Annotated in this window: 19 protein-coding genes; 10 read left to right on the forward strand and 9 right to left on the reverse strand. The window is 68.8% G+C overall.

Features of this window, described 5'->3' with window-relative positions; all coding sequences use genetic code 11:
• Window positions 1–12: 12 nt before the first annotated feature.
• The 5 genes from DJ019_RS12855 to DJ019_RS12875 all read right to left on the reverse strand — a co-directional run bounded on the left by DJ019_RS12855 (window position 13) and on the right by DJ019_RS12875 (window position 6,256).
• Window positions 13–1,110: an acyl-CoA dehydrogenase family protein gene (locus DJ019_RS12855; protein WP_111276431.1), complete on the reverse strand. Its 1,098-nt coding sequence runs from the start codon at window positions 1,108–1,110 to the stop codon at window positions 13–15.
• A gap of 69 nt (window positions 1,111–1,179) precedes the next feature.
• Window positions 1,180–2,385 (reverse strand): acyl-CoA dehydrogenase family protein, encoded by a 1,206-nt coding sequence (locus DJ019_RS12860; RefSeq protein WP_111276432.1) that lies wholly within the window; start codon window positions 2,383–2,385, stop codon window positions 1,180–1,182.
• Between the two features lie 180 nt (window positions 2,386–2,565).
• Entirely contained in the window at window positions 2,566–3,771 is a 1,206-nt protein-coding gene (locus tag DJ019_RS12865; RefSeq protein WP_111276433.1) for an acyl-CoA dehydrogenase family protein, read from the reverse strand.
• A 47-nt stretch (window positions 3,772–3,818) separates the two neighbouring features.
• Window positions 3,819–5,024, reverse strand: coding sequence for an acyl-CoA dehydrogenase family protein (locus DJ019_RS12870; RefSeq protein WP_111276434.1), 1,206 nt, complete (start codon window positions 5,022–5,024; stop codon window positions 3,819–3,821).
• Window positions 5,025–5,050: 26 nt separating this feature from the next.
• Window positions 5,051–6,256, reverse strand: a complete 1,206-nt coding sequence (locus DJ019_RS12875) for an acyl-CoA dehydrogenase family protein (protein ID WP_111276435.1) — start codon at window positions 6,254–6,256, stop codon at window positions 5,051–5,053.
• Window positions 6,257–6,370: 114 nt separating this feature from the next.
• On the opposite strand from DJ019_RS12875, the gene DJ019_RS12880 reads away from it, so the two are divergent.
• Window positions 6,371–8,011, forward strand: a complete 1,641-nt coding sequence (locus tag DJ019_RS12880; protein ID WP_111276436.1) for a phosphatidylglycerol lysyltransferase domain-containing protein — start codon at window positions 6,371–6,373, stop codon at window positions 8,009–8,011.
• Here the strand turns inward: DJ019_RS12880 and DJ019_RS12885 are convergent.
• Window positions 8,008–8,214 (reverse strand): hypothetical protein, encoded by a 207-nt coding sequence (locus DJ019_RS12885; protein ID WP_111276437.1) that lies wholly within the window; start codon window positions 8,212–8,214, stop codon window positions 8,008–8,010. The two genes, DJ019_RS12880 and DJ019_RS12885, sit on opposite strands and share 4 nt — an antisense overlap.
• 134 nt (window positions 8,215–8,348) lie before the next feature.
• Between DJ019_RS12885 and DJ019_RS12890 the strand changes: the two genes are divergently transcribed.
• Genes DJ019_RS12890 through DJ019_RS12905 form a run of 4 tightly spaced genes read left to right on the forward strand, consistent with a single transcriptional unit; the run spans window position 8,349 to window position 13,080 of the window.
• Window positions 8,349–10,871, forward strand: a complete 2,523-nt coding sequence (locus DJ019_RS12890) for an SEL1-like repeat protein (protein ID WP_111276438.1) — start codon at window positions 8,349–8,351, stop codon at window positions 10,869–10,871.
• A gap of 32 nt (window positions 10,872–10,903) precedes the next feature.
• Window positions 10,904–11,827 carry a sulfite exporter TauE/SafE family protein gene (locus DJ019_RS12895; protein ID WP_111276439.1) on the forward strand — a complete coding sequence of 308 codons (924 nt, stop codon included), beginning with the start codon at window positions 10,904–10,906 and terminating at the stop codon, window positions 11,825–11,827.
• Window positions 11,827–12,606 carry a TIGR02186 family protein gene (locus tag DJ019_RS12900; protein ID WP_111276440.1) on the forward strand — a complete coding sequence of 260 codons (780 nt, stop codon included), beginning with the start codon at window positions 11,827–11,829 and terminating at the stop codon, window positions 12,604–12,606. Before DJ019_RS12895 ends, DJ019_RS12900 begins: the two co-directional genes overlap by 1 nt.
• Before the next feature lie 6 nt (window positions 12,607–12,612).
• Window positions 12,613–13,080 carry a DUF3429 domain-containing protein gene (locus DJ019_RS12905; RefSeq protein ID WP_240606481.1) on the forward strand — a complete coding sequence of 156 codons (468 nt, stop codon included), beginning with the start codon at window positions 12,613–12,615 and terminating at the stop codon, window positions 13,078–13,080.
• Between the two features lie 49 nt (window positions 13,081–13,129).
• Here DJ019_RS12905 and pdeM read toward each other — a convergent pair whose 3' ends face one another.
• A complete protein-coding gene (gene pdeM, locus DJ019_RS12910; protein WP_240606473.1) occupies window positions 13,130–13,858 on the reverse strand; it encodes a ligase-associated DNA damage response endonuclease PdeM in 729 nt (242 codons plus the stop codon).
• Window positions 13,855–16,341 (reverse strand): ligase-associated DNA damage response DEXH box helicase, encoded by a 2,487-nt coding sequence (locus DJ019_RS12915; protein WP_111276442.1) that lies wholly within the window; start codon window positions 16,339–16,341, stop codon window positions 13,855–13,857. Before DJ019_RS12915 ends, pdeM begins: the two co-directional genes overlap by 4 nt.
• A gap of 85 nt (window positions 16,342–16,426) precedes the next feature.
• On the opposite strand from DJ019_RS12915, the gene DJ019_RS12920 reads away from it, so the two are divergent.
• From DJ019_RS12920 to DJ019_RS12930, 3 genes are all read left to right on the forward strand, one after another.
• Window positions 16,427–17,155 carry a class I SAM-dependent methyltransferase gene (locus DJ019_RS12920; protein WP_111276443.1) on the forward strand — a complete coding sequence of 243 codons (729 nt, stop codon included), beginning with the start codon at window positions 16,427–16,429 and terminating at the stop codon, window positions 17,153–17,155.
• Window positions 17,156–17,220: 65 nt separating this feature from the next.
• The gene (locus tag DJ019_RS12925) at window positions 17,221–18,534 is read left to right on the forward strand and encodes a PA2928 family protein (protein WP_111276444.1); all 1,314 of its coding nucleotides are present in this window, start codon (window positions 17,221–17,223) and stop codon (window positions 18,532–18,534) included.
• A gap of 238 nt (window positions 18,535–18,772) precedes the next feature.
• On the forward strand, window positions 18,773–19,132 hold the full coding sequence (locus DJ019_RS12930; protein WP_111276445.1) for a hypothetical protein: 360 nt from the start codon (window positions 18,773–18,775) through the stop codon (window positions 19,130–19,132).
• 100 nt (window positions 19,133–19,232) lie between these two features.
• Here DJ019_RS12930 and DJ019_RS12935 read toward each other — a convergent pair whose 3' ends face one another.
• On the reverse strand, window positions 19,233–19,964 hold the full coding sequence (locus tag DJ019_RS12935) for a helix-turn-helix transcriptional regulator (protein WP_111276446.1): 732 nt from the start codon (window positions 19,962–19,964) through the stop codon (window positions 19,233–19,235).
• A gap of 80 nt (window positions 19,965–20,044) precedes the next feature.
• Between DJ019_RS12935 and DJ019_RS12940 the strand changes: the two genes are divergently transcribed.
• On the forward strand, window positions 20,045–20,776 hold the full coding sequence (locus DJ019_RS12940) for a glutathione S-transferase family protein (protein ID WP_111276447.1): 732 nt from the start codon (window positions 20,045–20,047) through the stop codon (window positions 20,774–20,776).
• Window positions 20,777–20,852: 76 nt separating this feature from the next.
• On the forward strand, window positions 20,853–22,340 hold the full coding sequence (gene rpoN, locus DJ019_RS12945) for an RNA polymerase factor sigma-54 (RefSeq protein WP_111276448.1): 1,488 nt from the start codon (window positions 20,853–20,855) through the stop codon (window positions 22,338–22,340).
• Window positions 22,341–22,356 lie beyond the last annotated feature (16 nt).

Here is a 22,356-nt window from a genome sequence, read left to right on the forward strand (position 1 = left end):
ATCAGCCGGGTCTCAGTACCCGTTGATCTTGGCGAACCGGTCGCGGTGGTAGGCCTGGTTGCCGAAGGCGGCTTCGCAGGCGCGGGCGCGCTTCAGGTAGAAGCCGGCGTCATGGGCGTCGGTCATGCCGATGCCGCCGTGCATCTGGACCATCTCGTTCGACACGAGGTGGAAGGTGTCGCCCATCTTGGCCTTTGCCAGCGACACCAGCTCCGGCACGTCCGGGGCGTTGTTGTCGATGGCGGTCAGGGCCGCCTCGACCGCCGAGCGGCTGAGCTCCAGTTCGGTGAACATCTTGGCAGCGCGGTGCTGCAGGGCCTGGAAGCTGCCGATCACCTGGCCGAACTGCACGCGGGTCTTCAGGTAGTCCAGCGTGATGTCGAAGGCCTGCAGCGAGGCGCCGAGCATCTCGGCGGCCACGCCGGCGCGGGCGCGGTCCAGGGTCTTTTCCAGGAGGTCGGCGCCGCCCGACAGCTTGTCGGCGTCGCTCACCGCCACGTTCTCGAACGTGACGTTGGCCGCGCCACGGCTGTCGGCCAGGTTCAGCTTCTGGCGGGTGACGCCGGGGGCGTCGGCCTTCACCAGGTACAGCTCGATCTTGCCGCCGTCCTTGGCCGACACGACGAAGACGTTGGCCGCCATGCCTTCAAGCACGAAGGTCTTCTTGCCGTTCAGCTTGCCGCCGGAAACGGTGGTCTCGACCTTCTCCGGACGGTGGTGCGGGCCCTCGTCGACGGCCAACGCGCCCACGGCCGAGCCGTCGGCGATCTTCGGCAGCCACTCGCCCTTCTGGGCGTCGGAGCCGCCCAGGATCAGGGCCGAGGCGGCGCCCAGGCCCGAGGCGATCAGCGGCGAGGCGGTGAGGGTGCGGCCCAGCTCTTCCAGGACCAGGCCCAGCGACAGGTAGCCGAAGTTGGAGCCGCCGTACTCTTCGGGGATGATCACCCCGGCCCAGCCCATCTCGGCCATCTCGTTCCAGGCGGCCACGTCGTAGCCCAGCTCGGCGCCGCTATCGCGCATCTTGCGGAACGCGGTCACCGGGCTCTTTTCCTGCACCCAGCTCTTGGCCGCGTCGCGCAGCATGCTCTGTTCTTCGGTCAGAACGGCCATTTCAGTTCTTCCTCGTGAATTCGGTACGTTGGTTCAAATGATGGGGCGAGGGTGCGCTCGGGCGCACTCTCACTTCGCTTGCGTAAGGTCAGGCAAGCCCAGGATGCGCTTGCTGACGATGTTCGACTGGACCTCCTGGCTGCCGCCGAAGATCGTGAACGCCTTGCCGTAGAGCCAGGCGCGCACGGTCTCGAGCTCGTAGCGGTCGAAGTCGTCGCCCTCCCAGCCCAGGCCCTGGTGGCCCATGATCTCCAGCGTCAGCTCGTGGCGCTCCTGGGCGAGCCAGGTGCCGGCGTTCTTCATGATCGAGGTGGCGGCCGACGGACCCGAGTTGCCCTTGGATTCGGCCATCACGCGGAACGCGGTCTGCTGGAAGGCCTTGGTCTCCATGGTGTTCCGGATCACGCGCATGCGCAGGTCCGGGTCGGCGATGCGGCCCTGTTCGTCGACGCCGACGTACTTCTTGGCGAGGTCGACGAGGCTGGGGCCGCCCATGCCGCCGCCGCCCATGCCCGAGATGCCGCTGCGCTCGTGCTGCAGCAGGCGCTTGGCGATGGTCCAGCCGCCGTTCAGCGGGCCGACCAGGTTCTTCTTCTCGGCGCGGGCGTCGGTGAAGAAGGTCTCGCAGAAGGGCGCGAGGCCATTGATCAGCAGGATCGGCCGGACTTCCACGCCCGGCTGGTTCATGTCGATCAGCACGAAGCTGATGCCCTCGTGCTTCTTCGCCGGGTCGGTCCGCACCAGGCAGAAGCACCAGTCGGCGTATTGGGCGCCGCTGGTCCACACCTTCTGGCCGTTGATGAGGAAGTGGTCGCCCTTGTCCTCGGCCTTGGTCTGGAGCGCGGCCAGGTCGGAGCCGGCGCCCGGCTCGCTGAAGCCCTGGCACCACTGAAGCTCGCCGCGGACGATCGGCGGGATGTGTTCCTGCTTCTGGGCCTCGGTGCCGTACTCCAGCAGCGTCGGGCCGAACATCATCACGCCCATGCCGCCGATCGGGTTGTAAGCGCCGGCCCGGGCGAACTCGCCCTGGATCACCCGCGCCTGGGCGCCGTTCAGGCCGCCGCCGCCATAGGCCGCCGGCCAGGTGGGCGTGCCCCACCCCTTCTCGCCGACAGCGCGCCGCCAGGCGTCCTGGTCGGGGGTCAGCGGATCGCCGCGTCCCTCGCCCGCCATCGGATTGGGTTTGCCCTTGAGCGAGGCGGGGAAATTCGCCTCCACCCACGACCGCACCTCAGACCGGAAGGCCTCGAGGTCGCCGCCACCAAAATCAGCCATTGAAATCAGTCCTCTTCAAAAATTCCTACCTCCCCTGCGGAGCGGGGGAGGGGGGACCGCTCGCCGGAGAGCGAGTGGTGGAGGGGGCGAGCCGCGCCTCAATGCGCGCCGCTTGCCCCTTCCACCATCGACTCCGTGGCCGATGGTCCCCCTTCCCCGTGAACGGGGAAGGCAAATACCTTAGCTCGACGCCGTCGTGTCGGGCAGGCCCAGGATACGCTTCGAGACGATGTTGTTCTGGATCTCCTGGCTGCCGCCGAAGATGGTCCAGGCCTTGCCGCCCAGCCAGCCGCGCACCGCTTCCAGTTCGCTCTCCGAGAAGGCGTCACCCTCCCAGCCGAGGCCCTGGTGGCCCATGATCTCGATCAACAGCTCGGCCCGGGTCTGGCCGATCCACGTCGAGGAGTTCTTCATCACCGAGGTCGTGGCGCTGGGGCTGGAGTTGCCCTTCGCCTCGGCCCGGGCCCGCTCGATGGTCAGGCCATGGGCGCGGGCGTCGATCTGGTAGCGGGCGACGCGCATCCGCAGGTCGGTGTCGTCGATGCGACCCTTGTCGTCGACGCCGACGTAGCGCTTGGCGAGTTCGGCCACTTCCTTCGGACCGCCGCCGGTCAGCCGGCTTCCGCCCTGGCCGGCGCGCTCGTGTTGCAGCAGGCGCTTGCCGATGGTCCAGCCGCCGTTCAGCGGGCCGACCATGTCGTCCTTTTCGGCCCGCGCGTCGGTGAAGAAGGTTTCGCAGAAGGGCGAGTTGCCCGCGATCAGCCGGATCGGCCGAACTTCCACGCCCGGCTGGTGCATGTTGATCAGCACGAAGCTGATGCCTTCGTGCTTCTTGGAGGTATCCGTCCGGACGAGACAGAAACACCAGTCGGCCCACTGCGCGCCGCTCGTCCAGATCTTCTGCCCGTTGATCTTCCAGTGGTCGCCGGCGTCTTCGCATTTGGTCTGAAGACTTGCGAGGTCCGAGCCGGCGCCTGGTTCGGAATAGCCCTGGCACCAGCGCAGCTCGCCGCGCACGATCGGCGGGATGTGGCGCTGCTTCTGCTCCTCGGTGCCGTATTCCAGCAGGGTGGGGCCGAACATGGAGACGCCCATGCCCATGATCGGGTTATAGGCGCCGATCCGGTCGATCTCCTGGTTGACGATCCGGGCCTGGGCAGCCGAGAGCCCGCCGCCGCCATAGGCCTTGGGCCAGGTGGGCACGCCCCAGCCCTTCTCGCCCATGCGCTGTTTCCACAGCAGGTGGTCGCCGGTGGGCTTGTCCGCGCCGGCGAACCGCATCGCCGCCGCCGTGTCGCCACGGATCGATTGCGGGACGTTCGCCTCAAGCCAGTCGCGCGCCTCGGCGCGGAAGGCGTCCAGTTCGGCGCCGCCAAAATCGGCCATCGAAGTCCTCCCTTGGTTCTGCGGCTTTCGTACCGCTTCTTCTAACCCTACTTCGGATCAGGCAGTCCGAGGACTCTTTTCGAGACGACGTTCAGGTTGATTTCGGAGGTGCCGCCCTCGATCGAGTTGGCCTTCGAGCGCAGCATGACGCGCATGGCCTGGACCTCGGCCTCGCTGAAGCCCGCGCCGCCCCAGCCGAGGCCCTGGTGGCCCAGGGACTCGATCAGCAGCTCGTTCCGCTCCATGGCGATCTTGGCGCCGGCGTACTTCATGATCGCCGCGGCGTTGGACGGCCCCTTGGACTTGGCCTCGTCCTGCGCCCGGCGCACCGTGAGCTGGAAGGCGCGGTTCTCCATCAGGTGCTCGGTTATCCGGCGGCGCAGGTCGCCGTCGGCCAGCCGCCCGTCTTCGCCCAGGCCCACATACTGTCTGGCCGCCTCGACCACCGTCGGCATGGCCACCGTCTGGCCGATGTTGCCGCCGCCGAGACCCGCCGAGATGTTGTCGCGCTCGAACTGCAGCAGCCGTTTGGCCACCGTCCAGCCGCCGTTCAGCGGGCCGAAGAGCTGGTCCTTCGGCACCTTCACATCGGTGAAGAAGGTCTCGCAGAAGGGCGAGGTGCCGTTGATCAGCAGGATCGGCCGGACCTCGACACCCGGGGCCTTCATATCGATCAGCAGGAACGAGATCCCCTCATGCTTCTTCGTCGTGTCCGTGCGGACGAGGCAGAAGCAGCGGTCGGCGATGTTGGCGCCGCTTGTCCATATCTTGCTGCCGTTGACGAGCCAGTGGTCGCCCTTGTCTTCGGCGCGGGTCTGAAGGCTCGCGAGGTCCGAGCCTGAGCCCGGTTCGGAGTAGCCCTGGCACCAGCGCACCTCGCCGGTGATGATCCCCGGCAGGTGCTGGCGCTTCAGCTCCTCGGTTCCGTACTCGATCAGCGTCGGGCCGAACATCATCACGCCCATGCCGCCGATCGGGTTCCGGGCGCCGATCTTCGCCATCTCCTCATGCAGGACGCGGGTCTGGGCGGTGCTCAGGCCGCCGCCGCCATACTCCGCCGGCCAGGTGGGGACGCCCCAGCCCTTCTCGCCCATGGCCTTGCGCCAGGCGCGGGCGTCGTCGCTTTCCGGCTGGGCCGACATCTTGGCGACCTGCGCCATCGGATCCTTCGCCAGGGCCTTGGGGAAGTTGGCCTCCAGCCAGTCCCGCGCCTCGGCCCGGAAGGTCTCGACCTCTGATCCGAAGTCCGCCATCGCCGTCTCCTCCTGCCGCTTTCGTTCTACTTCGGATCGGGCAGGCCCAGGACCCGCTTGGCGATCACGTTGAGGTTCACCTCGCTGGTGCCGCCCTCGATCGAGTTGGCCTTGGTCCGCAGCCAGCCGCGCACGGCCACGATCTCCGGTGTCTCGTAGCCCGGCCCTTCCCAGCCGAGGCCCTGGTGGCCCAGCGCCTCGATCATCAGCTCGGACCGCTCCTTGGCGAACTCGGCCGCCGCATACTTGATGATCGAGGTGGTGGCCGATGGCCCGTTCCCCGCCTTCGACTCCGCCGCCGACCGGGCGATGGTCTGGCGCAGGGTCTGGAAGTTCATCTTGTTCTCGGTGATCCGCCTGCGCAGGTCGGTGTCATCTGTCGCGCCGTACTGCCGGGCGATCTGTGCCAGGTCGCCCGAGGCGCCGCCCGCCGAGCCGCCCTCGCCAAAGCCGGCCGAGATGTTCTGGCGCTCGTACTGCAGCAGCCGCTTGGCGATCTCCCAGCCGCCGTTGAGCCGTCCCACGAGGTTCCCCTTCGGGACCTTCACGTCGGTGAAGAACGTCTCGCAGAACGGGCTCTCGCCGCTGATCAGCTGGATCGGCCGCGTCTCCACGCCCGGCGAGGCCATGTCGATCAGCACGAACGAAATGCCCTCGTGCTTCTTCGTCGTATCGGTCCGCACCAGGCAGAAGCACCAGTCCGCCTTGTCGGCATAGCTGGTCCAGATCTTCGATCCGTTGATCAGCCAGTGGTCGCCCTTATCCTCACAGCGGGTCTGCAGTCCGGCGAGATCGGACCCGGCGCCAGGTTCGGAGTAGCCCTGGCACCAGCGGATCTCGCCGCCGATGATCTTGGGGAGGTGCTCCTTCTTCTGCTCCTCGTTGGCGTACTCGAGCAGCACCGGGCCCAGCATCCAGACGCCGAACGAGGCCAGCGGCTGGCGGTACTTGCCGGCCGCCAGCTCCTTGTCCAGCACCCGCGCCTGGGCGGGCGTGAGGCCGCCGCCGCCGTACTCCTTGGGCCAGGTGGGCGCGGTCCAACCCTTCTCGGCCATCCGCTTCATCCAGACGATCTGCGGATCGTTGGAGCCGGCGAACGCGCGCCCGCCCCAAACCGCCTCGTAGTCGGTCTTGGCCTTCGGATCCTTGAGTTCAGGCGGGTACATCGCCGCCAGTTCCTTGCGAACCTCCGCCGCGAAGGCGTCGAGCTCCGAGCCGCCGAAGTCGGCCATACCGATCTCCCAAATCTGGACTGGTCGCCAGATTACCGCCGGGCGACCGAGGAGCAAGCGAGATTAAACGCCTGTTTGAGTGCCTCGCCATCGATCCCGGCTATAGAGAGGTCGATGCGACTGCTTCGCCATCCCGCCATCACTGCCGCCGCGCCCTGGACCTCCGCGCTCCTGACGCTCGGGCTGGGTGTCCTGCTGCTGGCGTCCGGCGCGCGGCCATCGATGCCCACCCGGTTCGTGAAGCTCATGTCCTTCGAGCCGGCGATCCTCATCGAAATCAGCCACTTCGTCTCGAGCGTGCTGGGTCTTGTCCTTGTGATGCTGGCCTTTGGCCTCAGGGCAAGGCTCGATGCCGCATGGGCGGCGACGATCGTCACCCTGCTGGTGGCTGCGCCCCTCAGTCTCGTGAAGGGGTTCGTATGGGAGGAGACGCTGCTGCTGCTGGCGCTCGCGGCGCTTCTGGCGCCCTTCCACCACGCCTTCCCACGCAAGGCGCGCCTTTCGCGCATGGAGGTGACGCCGGGTTGGCTGGTTTCTGCCGCCTGTCTCGTGATCGGCGCCGGCCTGATCGGCCTGTGGTCTTTTGAGAACGCAGACTATGGCGATCTGCCCTGGTGGCAGGTGATGGTCGACGAGGACGCCGCCCGGTCGCTTCGGGCCTGGGCGGGTTCGGCGATCGCCCTGCTGGCCTTCGGGGTCTGGCGGCTGTTGGGCTCCGCCGCCAAGCCGCCGATCGTGGGCGAGGAGGATCCCGAGTTCGAGCGCGTCCGGAAGATCCTGGCCGCCGCCGAACTCTCCCGTCCCACGTCGAACCTGGCGCTCCTCGGCGACAAGCGTTTCCTTTTTTCGGCGTCCGGCGAGAGCTTCCTGATGTTCGGGGTCCGCGGGCGAAGCTGGATCGCCCTGGGGTCGGTGGTCGGCAGGCGCGACGAGCGGCTCGAGCTGATGTGGCGATTCCGCGAGCTTGCCGACGCCCACGCCGCCCGGCCCGGGTTCTACAACCTTGAGCCGGACGACCTGCCGGATGTCGTCGAACTGGGCTTCGCGATCCAGAAGATGGGCGAAGCCGCGGTCGCGCCCATCGAGAACTACACCATGGAGGGCACTCGCCGCGGCAAGATCCGGCGCGCCTGGCGCAAGGCCGGGGAGGAGGGGGCGACCTTCGAGATCGTCCAGCCGTCGGACGTCGGCCCGCTCATTCCCGAACTGAAGCGTGTGTCCGACGCCTGGCTTGAGACCCATGCCGGCGGGGAGAAGGGCTTCTCTCTGGGCGGCTTCGAACCGCGGTATGTTCAGGAGTTTCCCGTGGCGCTGGTCCGTTGGCAGGACCAGATCGTGGCCTTCGCCACGCTGTGGCCGGTGGCCTCGCGCTCGGTCTTCTCCATCGATCTCATGCGGTACGTGACCGAGGGACCGCCGCGCATCATGGACTATCTGTTCGTGGAGCTGATCCAGTGGGGTCGCGCCCAGGGCTACTCGGCGTTCGACTTCGGACAGGCGCCGCTTTCCGGGCTGGACGATCGACCACTGGCTCCGGCGCTGAGCCGGGTGGGGCGGCTCATCTACGAGCGGGGCGAAGAACTCTACAATTTCCAGGGCGTCCGCCACTACAAGGACAAGTACGATCCGATCTGGCAGCCCCGGTACATCGCCGCGCCGTACAAGTGGGCCATTCCCCTGGTGATGGCCGACGCCAGCCTGCTGGCTTCAGGCGGCGTCGCCGGCCTCGCCAAGCGCCCCAAGAAGCTGGATTAGCGCCCTGGAAGGCGCAGGCCGGCGGCCTGCTCGGAAAGGCTGAACAGCAGGACGGCCGCGGTGGCGCTGACCACCATCAGCCACCGCCAGGGGATCATCCGCGGGCCCTTCAGCGGATTTGGCGGCTTCGCGCCACGCCAGCCTGCGAACACGGCAAGGGCTGCGCAGCCGGCGCTGAGCGCAAGGAGGGTGCGGGCGTCCATCGACCACGGCCCTACAGCAGGTGGCCGAAGGCATCCACAGGAACCGAGCTTCGCCACTACATCTAGCGTTAAGCGTTCGTTTACACCCCAGGAATCGGCCGATAGCCTTTCCTGCGAGCGGAGATGCGATTCGGATGAGCGCGGGGGCTCCCTGGAGCGTCAAGGGGATAGACCCCAAGGCCCGCGAGGTTGCGAAGGACCTCGCCCGGCGCTCCGGCATGACGCTCGGCGAATGGCTGAATCGGGTGATCCTGGAGGACGATGTCCCCGAAGAGGTGACCGCCGAGGCTCAGTTCGGCGATCGGCCCTACCGGATCGAGCCCCGGTTCCGGACCATCGGTTCACAGAGCTTTGCGCCCGTCGCGGCCGGCCCCGACCTCGCCCGCGTGGCGTTTGCGCTCGACCGCCTCACCGATCGGATCGAAGCGTCTGAGACGCGGACCGGCCTGGCGATTTCTGGCGTTGAACACTCCGTCCGACAGGCTCTGGCGCGCATCGAAACGTCCGAGCGCGAACAGCAGGCCGCGACCTCGCGGCTGGAGGGGTTGCTCGGTCAGGTTTCGACTGAGCAGGGCGAATTCGGAGAGCGACTCCGCCGCCTGGAGGCCGAGCCGGCAGGGCCCAGATCTGCCGAGGCGCTGCGCGCGCTGGAATCCCGGCTTGCCCGGGTCGAGCCCGAGACAGTTGTTGAGACGGTGCTGGCGCGATTGGGCGAGCGTCTGGCGGCCGCCGAGTCCCGGACCGCGGCGGCCCTCGACCAACTCACCGGCTCGCTCGCGGCGTTGGATCGGCGCCTCAGCGACGTCGAAGGCGGGGACTCGCCCCAGGTCGATCTGAAGTTCGAAGCCCTAGCCCAGGTCCTTACCCATCGGGTTGAGGCGGCGCGGGCCGAGATGGCCGAGCAGATCGCCGCGGCGGGTGGCGGAGGCCTGGAGGCCCGCTTCGCCGAACTGACCGAACAGGTGCGGGCCGCGGAGCAGCGATCGGCCATCGCTGTGGAGCAGATCGGCCGCCAGGTGCTCTCGATGGCCGAAGCGGTCGGCAAGAAGCTGACCGAGGTCGACGAACGCGGCGCCGAGGCTATCGATCAGGTCGGCAGCGAGGTCGCCCGGATCGCCGGCGCTGTCGAATTGCGACTGGGGCGCGCTGAGCAGACCCAGGCTCAGGCTTTCGAACGTCTGGAAGCAGAGCTCTCGAAGGTCACCGGGGCGCTGGCCGATCGCCTGGCGGTATCCGAGCGTCACGTCGCAGACGCGATCGCAGCGGAGCCGCCCGCAGTGGAACCGGTCGCTGCGGCCGGCGCCAACAGTTTTGCGCCCGTGGCCGAGGGAGCGGTCGAGCATGTTCTGGGAGAGCTGGGGCCCCCGCCCGAGCCCGAACCGGAACCTGCGGTCTCGAAGGCGGCGCCAGCCCCGGAGGCGCGCATCGCCGCGGCCTTCGGGCCTGAGCTCCTGGCGCGGGCCGAGTCCGTCTCGGACGTCGAGAGTGAGACGCGGCCGTCGTGGAGCCGTCCCGACCTTGCTCCATCCGAACCGCGGGAGGGTTTCGCTCCCCTCCCGGATGAGGTCGACGAGGAGCTTTTCGCGCCGGCGCCGGCCAAGGGCGCCGAACTGTCGACCCGAGAAGTGATCGAGCGCGCCCGGGCCGCAGCGCGCGCCCAGGAGATCCACGAGGGCGCGGCGGCGATCAAGAAGCTGCAGGCCAAGACCCGCGCGACCGGCGGGTTCTTCAACGGCTTCCGGCCGAAGAAGGGGCGGACTCAGAACAGCGCGCTCCAGACGGCGCTGATGATCGCAGGCGGCGCGGCGTTCCTCAGCGTCGGCGCTGCGGGCCTGACGCTCATGCAGAGCCAGGACGCTGCGGACAAGGCCGAGACCGCCCCCATCGGCCCAGCCCCCCGGGCGTCGATGGCCCTCGGACCGGCCAGCCTGACGACATCGCCGACCGCGTCGACGATTGCGCAGGCTCCGCAGTCGACGTTCGCGGCGATCCGGGCGGACGTGGAAGCTGGCGCGCCCGGCGCCATAGGCCAGCTCAAGGGCCTGGCGGAGGCCGGCCATGCCGAAGCCCAACTCTATCTTGCCCAGCTCTACGACAGCGGGGAGGCGGGGCTGCCGCAGAATCCCGCCGAGGCCCGGCGCTTCACGGCGATGGCGGCAGAGAAGGGCGACGTGAAAGCGATGCACAACCTCGGCGTCTACGAATTCCGAGGGGAGGGCGGGCCGCAGGATCTCGAGAGCGCCGCGCGGTGGTTCACCAAGGCGGCCGAGGCCGGGGTGGTGGAGAGCCAATACAATCTGGGCCTTCTCTACCAGTCTGGCTCGGGCGTTCCGCGCGACCTCACCCGCGCCAGGCGCTGGTTCGCCCAGGCCGCCGCCAAGGGCGACGCCGAGGCGCGTCGCGCGCTCGCCGAACTGACCCCCAAGCCGTCGCCCGCGACCCAACCCAGGGCGGCGGCGAAGCCAGCGCCGGCAAGCACCCCGCCGGCGCTGGCCGGGGTCTCGATGAACGTGCGGCAGACCCAGATGGTGCTGGCGCGGCTGGGCTACTACACGGGCCCCATCGACGGCCGGCCCAGCGTCGCCTACGACCGCGCGCTCGCCGAGTACCGCCGCGACAACGCTGGCGGCCCCCCGCTGCACCTCTCGCAGCGTTGACGCGGCCGGCGGGTCGGTCGTAGGCGCGGCCCGTGGATATCTACCTCCCCATCGCGGAAGTCTCGGTGAACGCACCGCTGCTGGTGGCGGTCGGCGCGCTGGTCGGCTTCATCTCGGGCCTGTTCGGGATCGGCGGCGGCTTCCTGATGACCCCTATCCTAGTGTTCCTGGGCATCCCGGCGCCGGTGGCGGTGTCGTCCATGGCCAACCACGTGGCGGCCTCGTCCATGTCGAGCGTGATCGCCTACAGCCGCCGGCGCGCGGTGGACCTGCGAATGGGCCTAGTGTTGGCGATCGGGGGCGTGATCGGGGCGTTCGTGGGCGTCGAACTGTTCCGCTGGCTGCGCCTGCTGGGGCAGGCGGACCTTATCGTCGCGATTTCCTATCTCCTGTTCCTGAGCGTGATCGGCGGCCTGATGCTGACCGAGAGCCTGGGAGCGATCCTGCGCCGTCGCCGTGGCGATCCCCAACCGCCGCGCCGCGACCGTCGGCCGGTCTGGCTCTATGGCCTGCCGTTCAAGATGCGGTTCCCGCGCTCGCGCCTCTACATCAGCGTCCTGCCTCCCCTCGTCCTGGGCGGGTTCGTCGGCGTGCTTTCGGCGATCATGGGCGTCGGCGGCGGGTTCATCCTGGTCCCGGCCATGATCTACGTACTCCGTATGCCGGCCAGCGTGGTCGTGGGCACCAGCCTGCTGCAGATCATCGTGACGACGGCGCTGACCGGTGTCCTGCAGGCAGGCCGAAACCAGACGGTGGATATCGTCCTGGCTAGCCTCCTGCTCGTGGGCGGCATCGTCGGCGCCCAGTACGGCGCCCGAGCCTCGGCCCGGTTCCGCGCGGAGGAGTTGCGGGCGGTCCTGGCGCTGATCGTTCTCCTGGTGGGCCTTCGGATGGGGCTGGACGTCATCCTCGCGCCCGAGGAGCCCTTTGTCCTGATGTCGGGGCTTGGCGGGTGATGCCGCTCGACCTTCCCGCCCCGAACGTGATCCCGCCAGCGGGGGCTCCGGCGGTTTCGGCGGCGCTCACGGACACCACGGTCAAGGTGAGCTCCGATTTCCGCGGCGCGCGGATCGTGCTCTACGGCGCGGTGTTCGACACAAAGGCGCGACCCGCCGACGTGGTGGTCCTGGTCCGCGGTCCCGAACAACCGGTCCGTATCGCCCGCAAGCAGCAGGTTATGGGCCTGTGGCTCAACAGCCGGCCAGTGGTCTTCCAGGGTGCGCCGGGCTTCTACCGCGCCGCCTCGAATCGGCCGCTCGAGGAGATCGCCACGTTTTCGACCCTGCGCCGCCTTGGCGCCGGGGTCGACCATCTGGCCATCAACGCGCCGGCCGAGCAGCGGATCGAGACCCGCTACGGCGTCCGAGACGTCGTCGTGAGCCGCCTGGGACCCGACTACTACGATTGGCGCAGGGCGGTTGTTCGGCTGAAGGAGAAGTCGGGCCTGTACCACGAGGACGGCCGAGGCGTGCGCTTCGTGGACCGGGGGCTCTTCCGGGCCGAGATCGCGCTTCCGACTGGCGCGCCCACCGGCGTCTACCAGGCCGACATCCTCCTGTTCCAGGACGGCAAGCCCGTGTCGCGCCGCACCCGCACCCTGACGGTCGAGAAGGTCGGCATCGAGCGGGCCCTTTACGTCTGGGCGCATAAGAGGCCATGGTCCTACGGTCTGGCCGCCATGGCGTTTGCGCTTGCGGCCGGGTGGGCGGCCTCGGCGGCATTCCGGAGAGACTGATTGCTCATGGATGACGTGCGGCCTGCCGCCTCGGATGAGACCACGCCCGTAGCCCTCTGGGTGATCGCCCTCCTGGCGCTGTCGCCGTTTCCGGCGTCGGCGATCGTTTATTCCTACGGTCCGAGCCACTGGCACTCCGCCGCCCTGACCACCCTGTTGGCGTGGTCGGCGGTGGTGCTGTCTTTCCTCGGCGGTGTCCGCTGGGGACTCGAGACCCGCGAGCCTCGGCCGCGATGGATGCGACAAGCCTTTTCGGCTCTCTGCGCGGTCGCCGCCCTGGTGGTCCTGCTGGCGCGTGGCCGGGCGCCCGATACCTGGATCCTGGCCGGCTTCATCGGCGCCTTCCTGATCCAGTGGCTCTTCGATCACCAGACACCCGACGTCCCGTCGCGCTACCCGATCCTGTCGACGTCGGTCACCGGAGCGGCCGGCGTCTCGCTTGCGCTTGCGCTCGAAAAGGCCATGAACGGCTGACAGGCTGGAGTGACCGCTCTGCGTCCGCCGACGCCTTGATGGTCTGCGCTCAATCCACTTCCATCTGCCGCCAGCTGATGGCGCGTACCCGGCTTATGGCCAGGACGCCCGCCAACGGCGGCCGCGCGAACATCCCGGCGAACGCCGCGTCGCGCACGTTGAGCCCTCCCGCATAGGCTCCGAACGCGGGCAGGATGATCCGCTCCCCATCGGTGACGAAGCATCGCCGGCGCAGCGTCCCGCGTGGCGCGCGGACCCGGGCGGCTGGATGAAGGTGGCCGGCGACCTCGCCAGGCCGCAAGCCAGGGCGCGGCTCGTGGCGCAGGACGAGGCCGCCGAGGATCATCTCGTCCGCCGTTTCGCCCGGCAGCGCGCGCGGACCGTCGGCGTCGTGATTGCCCACCACCCAGACCAGCGCCCGTCCAGCCGCCAGCGTGCGAAGCTCCGCCGCGTCATCGGGGGCCAGCCGTTCCTCGCTGCGCCGGTCGTGGAAGGTGTCGCCCAGCAGGATCACCACTGCCGGCGCCAGGGTAGCAACCTCGGCCCGCAGCCGCGCCAGTGTCTCGCGCGTGTCGTAGGGGGGCAGCATCTGGCCGCGGGCGGCATAGGCGCTGCCCTTCTCCAGGTGCAGATCAGCCACCACCAGGGCCCGTTCGCTCGCCAGCCACAGCGCGCCGGACGCGCGCATCGTCACCTCGCTCCCGTTCACCTGCAGCCTCAGACCGCCGCAGTCGCTGGCCGCGAAGGCGTAGCGGAAGGGGATAGCGACGTCGTTCACGCGATGGCCTCTGCGATCAGTTCGGCCTCGGCCTCGGCGAGGATCATTTCGGCGGCGTCTCCGGGGGACCGCTCCTTGCCGATTTCCAGCAGGATCGGCACCGAGAAGGGGCTGAGACGGTCGAGCGCCGCATGCCGGATCCGGCCGCGGATGCGCGCCAGCATGTCGCCAAGCCGGGCCACGTCGATGAGGCCGGTCGCCGCATCGGCCCGCGCGCAGCGCAGCAGCAGGTGGTCCGGCTCGTGCTTGCGCAGGACGTCGTAGATCAGGTCGGTCGAAAAGGTGATCTGTCGGCCCGTCTTCTGCTGCTCGCCCGGGAAGCGACGTTCGATGAGGCCCGCGATGATCGCGCAGCCCTTGAAGGCCCGCTTCATCATGAAACTTTCCTGCAGCCAGGCTTCCAGGTCGTCGCCCAGCATGTCCTCGGCGAAGAGCTCGTCGAAATCCAACCCGTCCATGGGCTTCAGCGCCCAGATCGCCATGGCGTAGTCGTTGCAGACGAACCCCAGCGGACCGACCCCTAGCCGCTCCAGCCGCCGGGTCAGCAGCATGGCCAGGGTCGTGTGCGCGAGCCGCCCTTCGAAGGGGTACACGACCATGAAGTTCCGCTTCCCGCGAGGGAAGGTCTCCAGCAGCATCTCGTCCTCGCGGACGATCAGCGACCGGTCCTTCTGCATCTCCAGCCACTCGCGGACGTCGCCCGGCAGCACCGCCCAGTGAGTCTCGTCGAACATCAGCTGGCGCACCCGCTTGGCGAGATAGGTCGAGAGCGCGAATTTCGAGCCGCCCCAGGACGGCATCTTGGGATCCTTGTGGTTCGCCGGCCGCACCAGGACGTCGAGGTTGGTCACCGCGACGAGCTCCCACACCTGGCCCGCGAAGACGAAGGTGTCGCCGGGGTCGAGCATTTCCAGCATGCCCTCCTCGACCTCGCCGATCTTTCGGCCGCCGCGGTTGCCCCTCATGGCCATCCGAACCGCCAGCATGGCGGGACTGACGATCGCCCCGACGTTCAGCCTGTGCCTCTGCGCCACGTTCTGGTCCCGCACCCGCCAACGCCCGTCGGGTAGGCGCACGATGCGTCGGAAGCGGTCGTAGGTCTTCAGCGCATAGCCGCCGGTGGAAACGAAATCGACGACGGCCTCGAAATCCTCCCAGGAGAGGTCGCGGTAGGGCCCGGCCGACCGCACCTCCTCGTACAGCGCCAGCATGTCGAACGGCTCGGAACAGGCGCAGCCCATGACGTGCTGCGCCAGGACGTCCAGGGCGCCGATCCGCGGCGGGTCCCCGTCCAGGCGGTTCTCGGCGATCGCCTCACGCGCCGCCTGGCATTCCAGCATCTCGAAGCGGTTGGCGGGGACGAACAGGGCGCGCGAGGGCTCGTCCAGCCGATGGTTGGCCCGGCCGATCCGCTGCACCATCCGCGAGGCGCCCTTGGGGCTGGCGAGCTGGATGACCAGGTCGACGTCACCCCAGTCGATGCCGAGGTCGAGGGTGGACGTGCAGACTACCGCCCGCAGCTCGCCCCTCGCCATGGCGGCCTCGACCTTGCGCCGCTGCTCCGCGGCGAGGCTGCCGTGATGCAGGGCGATGGGCAGGGCGTCCTCGTTCAGCCGCCACAGCTCCTGGAACGCGAACTCCGCCTGGAAGCGCGTGTTGACGAACACCAGCGCGATCCGGGCGCGTTTGATGGTCTCATAGACCTCGGCCATGGCGTGCTGCGCGGTGTGGCCGGCCCAGGGCACGCGCCCCTCCGAGAGCAGCAGGTCGACGACCGGTTCGGCGCCCGGCGGGCCGCGGACCAGGTCGACGCTGGCGGTTCCTTGCCGGTCCGCCGCTCTCTCGCCATGCCGGGCCATCCACGCCTTGATGACCTCCGGGTCATCCACCGTCGCGCTCAGCCCCACACGGCGCATGTTCGGCGCAAGCTGCTGCAGGCGGGCCAGATCCAGCGCCAGCAGATCGCCGCGCTTGCTGGCGTGCAGCGTGTGGATCTCATCCAGGATCACGCACCGCAGGTCCTCGAAATAGGCCCTCGCGCCCTCCCAGGCGCAGAGCAGCGCCAGTTGCTCGGGGGTGGTCAGCAGGATGTCGGGCGGCTTCACCCGCTGCCGCTGGCGGCGGGCCACCCCGGTGTCGCCCGTGCGGCTCTCGGCGACGATCGGCAGTCCCATCTCCAGGATCGGCGCGTTGAGATTCCGCTCGACGTCGACGGCGAGGGCCTTGAGCGGCGAGATGTAGAGGGTGTGCAGACCTCGCGGCGTGTTCGCCGGCGGCCGCTCGGCGATCTCGATCAGGCTGGGCAGGAAGCCAGCCAGCGTCTTTCCGCCGCCTGTGGGCGCGATCAGCAGAGCGTCGCGGCCGGCGCGGCCCTTGGCGACCATGTCGAGCTGGTGCGCGCGCGGGCTCCATCCCCGGCCATCGAACCAGGCCTGGAACTTGGGCGGCAGCAGGTCGGCGGGCGGGCCCGCAGCATCGGCCATGAGGTCGCTATAGCACGTTCCCGTTCCGTTTCACCCCCGTACGACGGGGCTGGCGCGGGCGCGGGTTTTCGGCTGATTTGGGACGATGCGTGTTCGTCTCGCCCTGCTGACGGCCCTGGGGCTGGCCGCCTGCTCGCCGTCCAGCTCGGGTCAGACTGTTCCGGCGCCCGAGCCTGCCCGGCTGGAAGGCGGCTTCCCGGCGCCCGACCGGCCGGTGGCCGGCATCGTGGCGCCCGAATGGTCCTCGGGCCCCGACCGGGACGCAGCCGACGAGTCCGGCCAGCTCATCCGCGGCCTCGAGATCGCGCCCGGGATGGCGGTGGCCGACATCGGTGCGGGATCGGGCTACCACACCCTGCGCCTGTCGCCCGCCGTCGGGCCGAAAGGCGTCGTGTATGCCGAGGACATCGTCGAGGCCTACATCTCCGGCCTGCGCCGGGAGGCCGAACGGCGGGGAATGACCAATATCCGCATCGTGGTGGGCGAGGCGGACGATCCCAAGCTTCCGCCCCGCTCGATCGACCGCGCGGTGCTGGTCCACATGTACCATGAGATCGAGAGCCCCTACGCGCTGCTGTGGAACCTCGCCACGGCGCTCAAACCCGGCGCGCGGGTCGGGGTGATCGATCTCGACCGAGCGCCTGGCGCCCACGGCATGCCGCCGGCCCTGTTGAAGTGCGAGTTCGAGGCCGTCGGCTACCGCCAGCTTTCGCATCGCTCCATGGCGGGCGGCGTGGGCTACCTGTCGGTGTTCGAGGCACCGACGTCGCGGCCGAGGCCGTCGGAAATCAAAGCCTGCCGGGCTTCGGGATAGCGCCGACCCTGGCAGGGCTTCCCAGCGTCCGCGCGCCGTGATCCGCTGCCATCCGGAGGCGCTCCATGCGGGAAACGATCGTAACGAAATCTCCCCGACGCGGGCGGAAGATCCTGGCGTTCGCCGCCGTCATCCTTGTCCTGGTCGCGCTCGTCAGCGGCGCTGTCGCCTTCCTGGCGCGGCAGGACCTTGTCGCCAGCACGGCCGACATGTCGGGAGCGCCTCTTCGTCTCGCCACGACGGATGGCGATCGCGTCTTCATCCTGACCAGCCAGTGGAAGACCTATCAGCGGCGCTACGGCGGGAGCGGTCGCGGAAGCTCCGGCTATTCGGTGACCCACACCGATCTGCTGGTGGACCTTTGGGCGTTCGATGCGAGGAACGCTCGCCCGCTGTGGCGGCGGCGGGTCCTGCAGGAGCGCAAGGGCGTCAATTCCGGGCGCACCCTGCTCGGCGCGCAGGGCGGTGTGATCTGGGTCCTGGACGGCAGGCGCCTTGCGGGATTCTCGCCCACGGATGGCGCCCTGGTGGCGGATGCGGCAGCGATCGAGGCGGCGAACCCGGCGCTCCGCGGCCTGCTGCCCAGTGAGGCGCAGTACTATCACTTCGACACTGCGGGGCTGTCCTTCTGGGCAGCCGACGGCCGCGCATGGCGGCTCGCCGGGCCGGGACTGAAGTTCGTCGCCGCGCCTGAGAAGCCCCAACCCGCGCCTGACATCGGCATTCCCGCCCGGATCTCGGGCGGCGTCGGAACCTATGCCTTCTACGAACGCGGACTCGACATCGGTCGCCGCTGGCTGGGCCTGCTGGATCAGGCCGAGGCTCGGACGTTCCTCACGAACAGGGCCATCGGCGGGATCGACCCCTCCGGCCACCCGCGAGTCCGCCTGTGGTCGGCCGAGATCGTTCAGCGGCAGACTTTCTTCGGCCCGCGAGCGGAGTACGCGAACTTCGCGCCGCTGCCCGAAAGTCCGGAATTCCTGCACGCCGGCCTCTTGTCCGACAATCGCACCGACCAGCCCATCCTCCTGCGCCAGCCCGACAGCGTGCTGGTGCTTCACCGCGATCGGTTGGGCAAGGGAGGCCACCTGCGGCTGACCCGCATCGCGGGGCCAGCGGGCCGTGTGGTCTGGACTGCCGATCTGCCGATCGAGGCGCTGGAGGCGGTCCTGCCGGGCGAGGAGTCCATCGTCCTCTATGGCCGCCGCGATGAACGGCGAAACCTGCGGCGCGCCGATGATCCCAACACCGTAAGCGTCGGCCAGCTCGTGGCCGTCGACCTCGCGTCGGGCCGGGTGGGCGCCTACGGGTTCCGCGTGAAGCCAACGAAGGCCGGGGACATCCCGCCGTCCTCCACTCGCCTGGATGACGCCCGCTGAAGCAGGGGCGATGAACGTCAGCCGAGGCCCGCATCGGCGGCTTCGCCGCGGGTTGCCGAGACTCCCACATGTACGGCGCCCGGCCTGGCCGCTTCTGGCGGGTGCGACATCTGCGGCGCCGCAGGGTGCGGCGCTCCCTGTCGCCAGGGGGCGAATATCAAGGCGCAGCTTGCCCCCCGGCAATGCGGTCCCGTCTCGGCAGGCCTAGGAATGAAGGGCCCAGTCAAAGGAGGCTCACATGCCGATGGGATCCCTCAAGACCCTGGCGACCGCGGCGGCCGCCGTCGCTCTGGTGGCGGGGCTCGCGCCCGCCGCCTTCGCCCAGACCGTGTCCGAAGTGGGTGTGACCACCCGCGCCCCGACCAGCGTCAGCATCGCCCTGGCCGGCAAGTCGAAGCCGGAAGTCCGCAAGGAAGTGGTCCAGGCCGCGGCGACGGTCTGCCACAATGCCATCAGGAATGACGAGCTGGCCTTCAGCGACCAACGCTGGTGCAAGCAGACCACTCGTCAGAAAGCCATGCGCCGCTACACGGCGATCATGTCCAGGTACGCCACCCTGGCCGCCGGCGAGCCGGTGATCATCCTCTCGGCGCTCTGATCCCAGGCGCTGGCCGCGGCCGACGCCCATCTCCTGCCGATGGCCGCGGAGACGGTGAGGGGGCTCGCTCTGCAGCGGGCCCCTTCATCGGTGAGTTGGCTCAGGCCGGCGCGTGCGACTCCTCGGTGCTGTCGCGCCGGACCCGCGACGCGTGTTCCTCGCGCTGGCGACGCCAGCGAGCGCGCAGCGAAGCCGGGCGATCCGGATACCGTTCCTCGTGGAACGCCGCTTCCGCGATGCGATCGGTCCGGAAGCTGCGGAAGGAACTGCGGAGCTCGCACCAGGCGACGACGAGGCGGCTCGTTTCGAAATAGCCGACCGCGAACGGCCAGATGGTCCGCCGGGTCTCCCGCTCCTGCTCGTCGCGGTAGGTCAGCGTCACCTTGCGTCCGCCGCGTATGGCGGCTCGGACCTGGGCCATATCGACATTGTCGGGCACGGCTCTCCAGTTGGGCACGGCATGGGTAGCGGGTTCCAGCACCAGCGGTCGCAGGCCTTCCGGTATCACGGCGCCGATCTTCGCCACGAGATCCTGGGCCGCGCGCCGCAAGGCAGGATCGCCTCGCGCGGCCACGAGTTGGGCCCCGACGACCGCAGCTTCCACCTCCTCAGGCGTCAGCATCAGAGGCGGCAGGTCGAAACCGTCCTCCAGCACATACCCCACGCCCGCTTCGCCGCGGATGGGCGCGCGCTGGCCGATGAGGTCGGCGATGTCGCGATAGACCGTCCGCTTCGAGGTCTCCAGCTCCTCGGCGATGGAGTCCGCCGTCACGGGGCGGCGTGTCCGGCGCAGGATCTGGATGATCTGGAACAGGCGATCGGCGCGGCGCATGTTCTAGTCTCGTTCTGCTGACAGGATGCTGTCAGCAAGGCCCCTGCAGGGTCTCCGTGTCAAGCGATGGAGCGGCGGAAATGATCACCCTGTACGGCTACGGCGAAGGGCTCGGGCTGCCGGAGATCAGCCCCTACGTCACCAAGACCGAGGTGCAGTTGAAGATGGCGTGCCTGCCCTACGCCAAGGTGGTCGGCTCGCGGGAGGACTCGCCGAAGGGCCAGCTTCCCTACGCCGACGTCGATGGCGCCCGGATTTCGGACTCGACCTTCATCCGGGCCTACCTGGAGCGGGTTCACGGCCTGGATTTCGACGAGGGGCTGACGGCGGAGCAACGCGCTCACGCCTGGGCCTTGGAACGGATGATGGAGAACCATTTCGCCTGGATCGTGGTGCAGGAGCGTTGGCTGGATCCGACGAACTTCTCCCGGGGGCCAGCCCGATTCTTCGACGGCGCGCCCGCTGGGATCCGCGATGCGGTGCAGGAACAGGTCCGGCAGAATGTGCATGCGGTGGGCATCGGCCGGCACACCGATCTTGAGGTGGTCGCGCTGGCGACCCGGTCTCTTGCGGCCGTCTCGACGCTTCTCGACGACAAGCCTTTCCTGTTTGGGAGGCGACCCTGCGGCGCCGACGCCACCACCTTCGCGCTGCTGGCGGGCATTCTGACGCCGTATTTCGAAGGCGAGATCCGCCGGCGCACCGAGGGGTTCGGCAACCTCGTCGCCTACGTGGACCGCCTGATGGCGCGCTTCTATCCGGAGTTCGCCTGGGACCTCAGCCCAGGCGCGCGGGAACGCGCCGCTGCATAAACCTGCGCGCCGTTAACCAGTCAGTTGGGATCGCCCCCTAGCTTCGGAAGCAAGAAACAGGCCAGGGGGCGGTTCTTTGGCGCTCAGCGCACGTCTCGAAATTCGGCAGGGGCAGGGGCTTGTCATCACGCCCCAGCTGCAGCAGGCGATCAAGCTGCTGCAGATGTCGAACCTCGAGCTCGAAGCCTTCGTCGAGGGCGAGCTGGAGCGCAATCCGCTCCTCCAGCGCGAGGAGGGCGAGGCCGAGCCCGCCGATCATGCCGACGATGGCGCCGCCCAGAGCGAGCATGTCGCCGACGCCGAGGCTCGGGCCGACCTGGACGCAACGCATGACGAGGCCTCGCCGGGCGAGCGTGCCACGGGCGACGCGCCGGAAGCCGCCGATGCCGGCGGCGCGGTCGATTGGTCCCGCGCCGGCAAGGGCGGCAGCTTCGATATGGACGGCGAGGGCATGGAAAGCGCCCTCAGTCGCGAGAAGACCCTGCATGAACATTTGCAGGACCAACTCCTGGCGTCTGGTCTCACGCCCGCGGACACCGTCATCGCCGGCGTGCTGATCGACTCCGTCGACGAGGGCGGTTACCTGCGCGCTGAAGTCGCCGAGGTCGCCCTGCGTCTGGGATGCGATGCCGAACGGGTCGAGCGGGTGCTTGGCGTCGTTCAGGGCTTCGATCCGGTTGGCGTGGCGGCCCGCGACGTTCGCGAGTGCCTGATGATCCAGCTCAAGGATCAGAACCGCTACGATCCGGCCATCGGAGCCCTGCTGGACAATCTGCCGTTGCTGGCCCGCCGCGACCTCGCCGCACTCAAGAAGATCTGTGGCGTCGACGACGAGGATCTTCGCGACATGATCGCCGAGATCCGCGGCCTCACGCCCCGCCCGGGCGCGGCCTTCCCTGGCGGCGAGGCTGCCACTGCGGTCGCACCCGATGTCTTCGTACGTGAAGGCCCTGGGGGCCTTTGGCACGTGGAGCTCAACACGGACACCCTGCCGCGGCTGCTGGTCGACCAGCGCTATCACGCGCGCGTCTCCGGCCAGGCCCGCAGCGACCAGGAAAAGACCTTCGTCTCGGACTGCATGGCCCAGGCCAATTGGCTCATGAAGAGCCTCGACCAGCGCGCCCGCACGATCCTGAAGGTCAGCTCCGAGATCGTCCGCCAGCAGGACGCCTTCCTGGCCTATGGCGTGGAGCATCTGCGCCCCCTGAACCTGAAGACCGTCGCCGACGCCATCGGCATGCACGAATCCACGGTCAGCCGGGTGACGTCGAACAAGTACATCGCGACCCCGCGGGGCCTCTTCGAAATGAAGTTCTTCTTCACCTCCGCCATCGCCTCCACCGAAGGCGGCGAAGCGCATTCCGCCGAGAGCGTCCGCCACAAGATCAAGCAGTTGATCGACAGTGAGGGCTCCGAGGCCGATGTGCACTCCGACGACCGGATCGTCGAGATCCTCAAGGAGGCGGGGATCGACATCGCCCGGCGCACCGTCGCGAAGTATCGGGAAGCGATGCGGATTCCGTCTTCCGTCGAGCGCCGGCGGATGTTGAAGGAACCCGCCTGACCGCATTCCGCTTAAC

The organism is Phenylobacterium kunshanense (assembly GCF_003254525.1).
GTDB classification, from domain to species: Bacteria; Pseudomonadota; Alphaproteobacteria; order Caulobacterales; family Caulobacteraceae; genus Phenylobacterium; species Phenylobacterium kunshanense.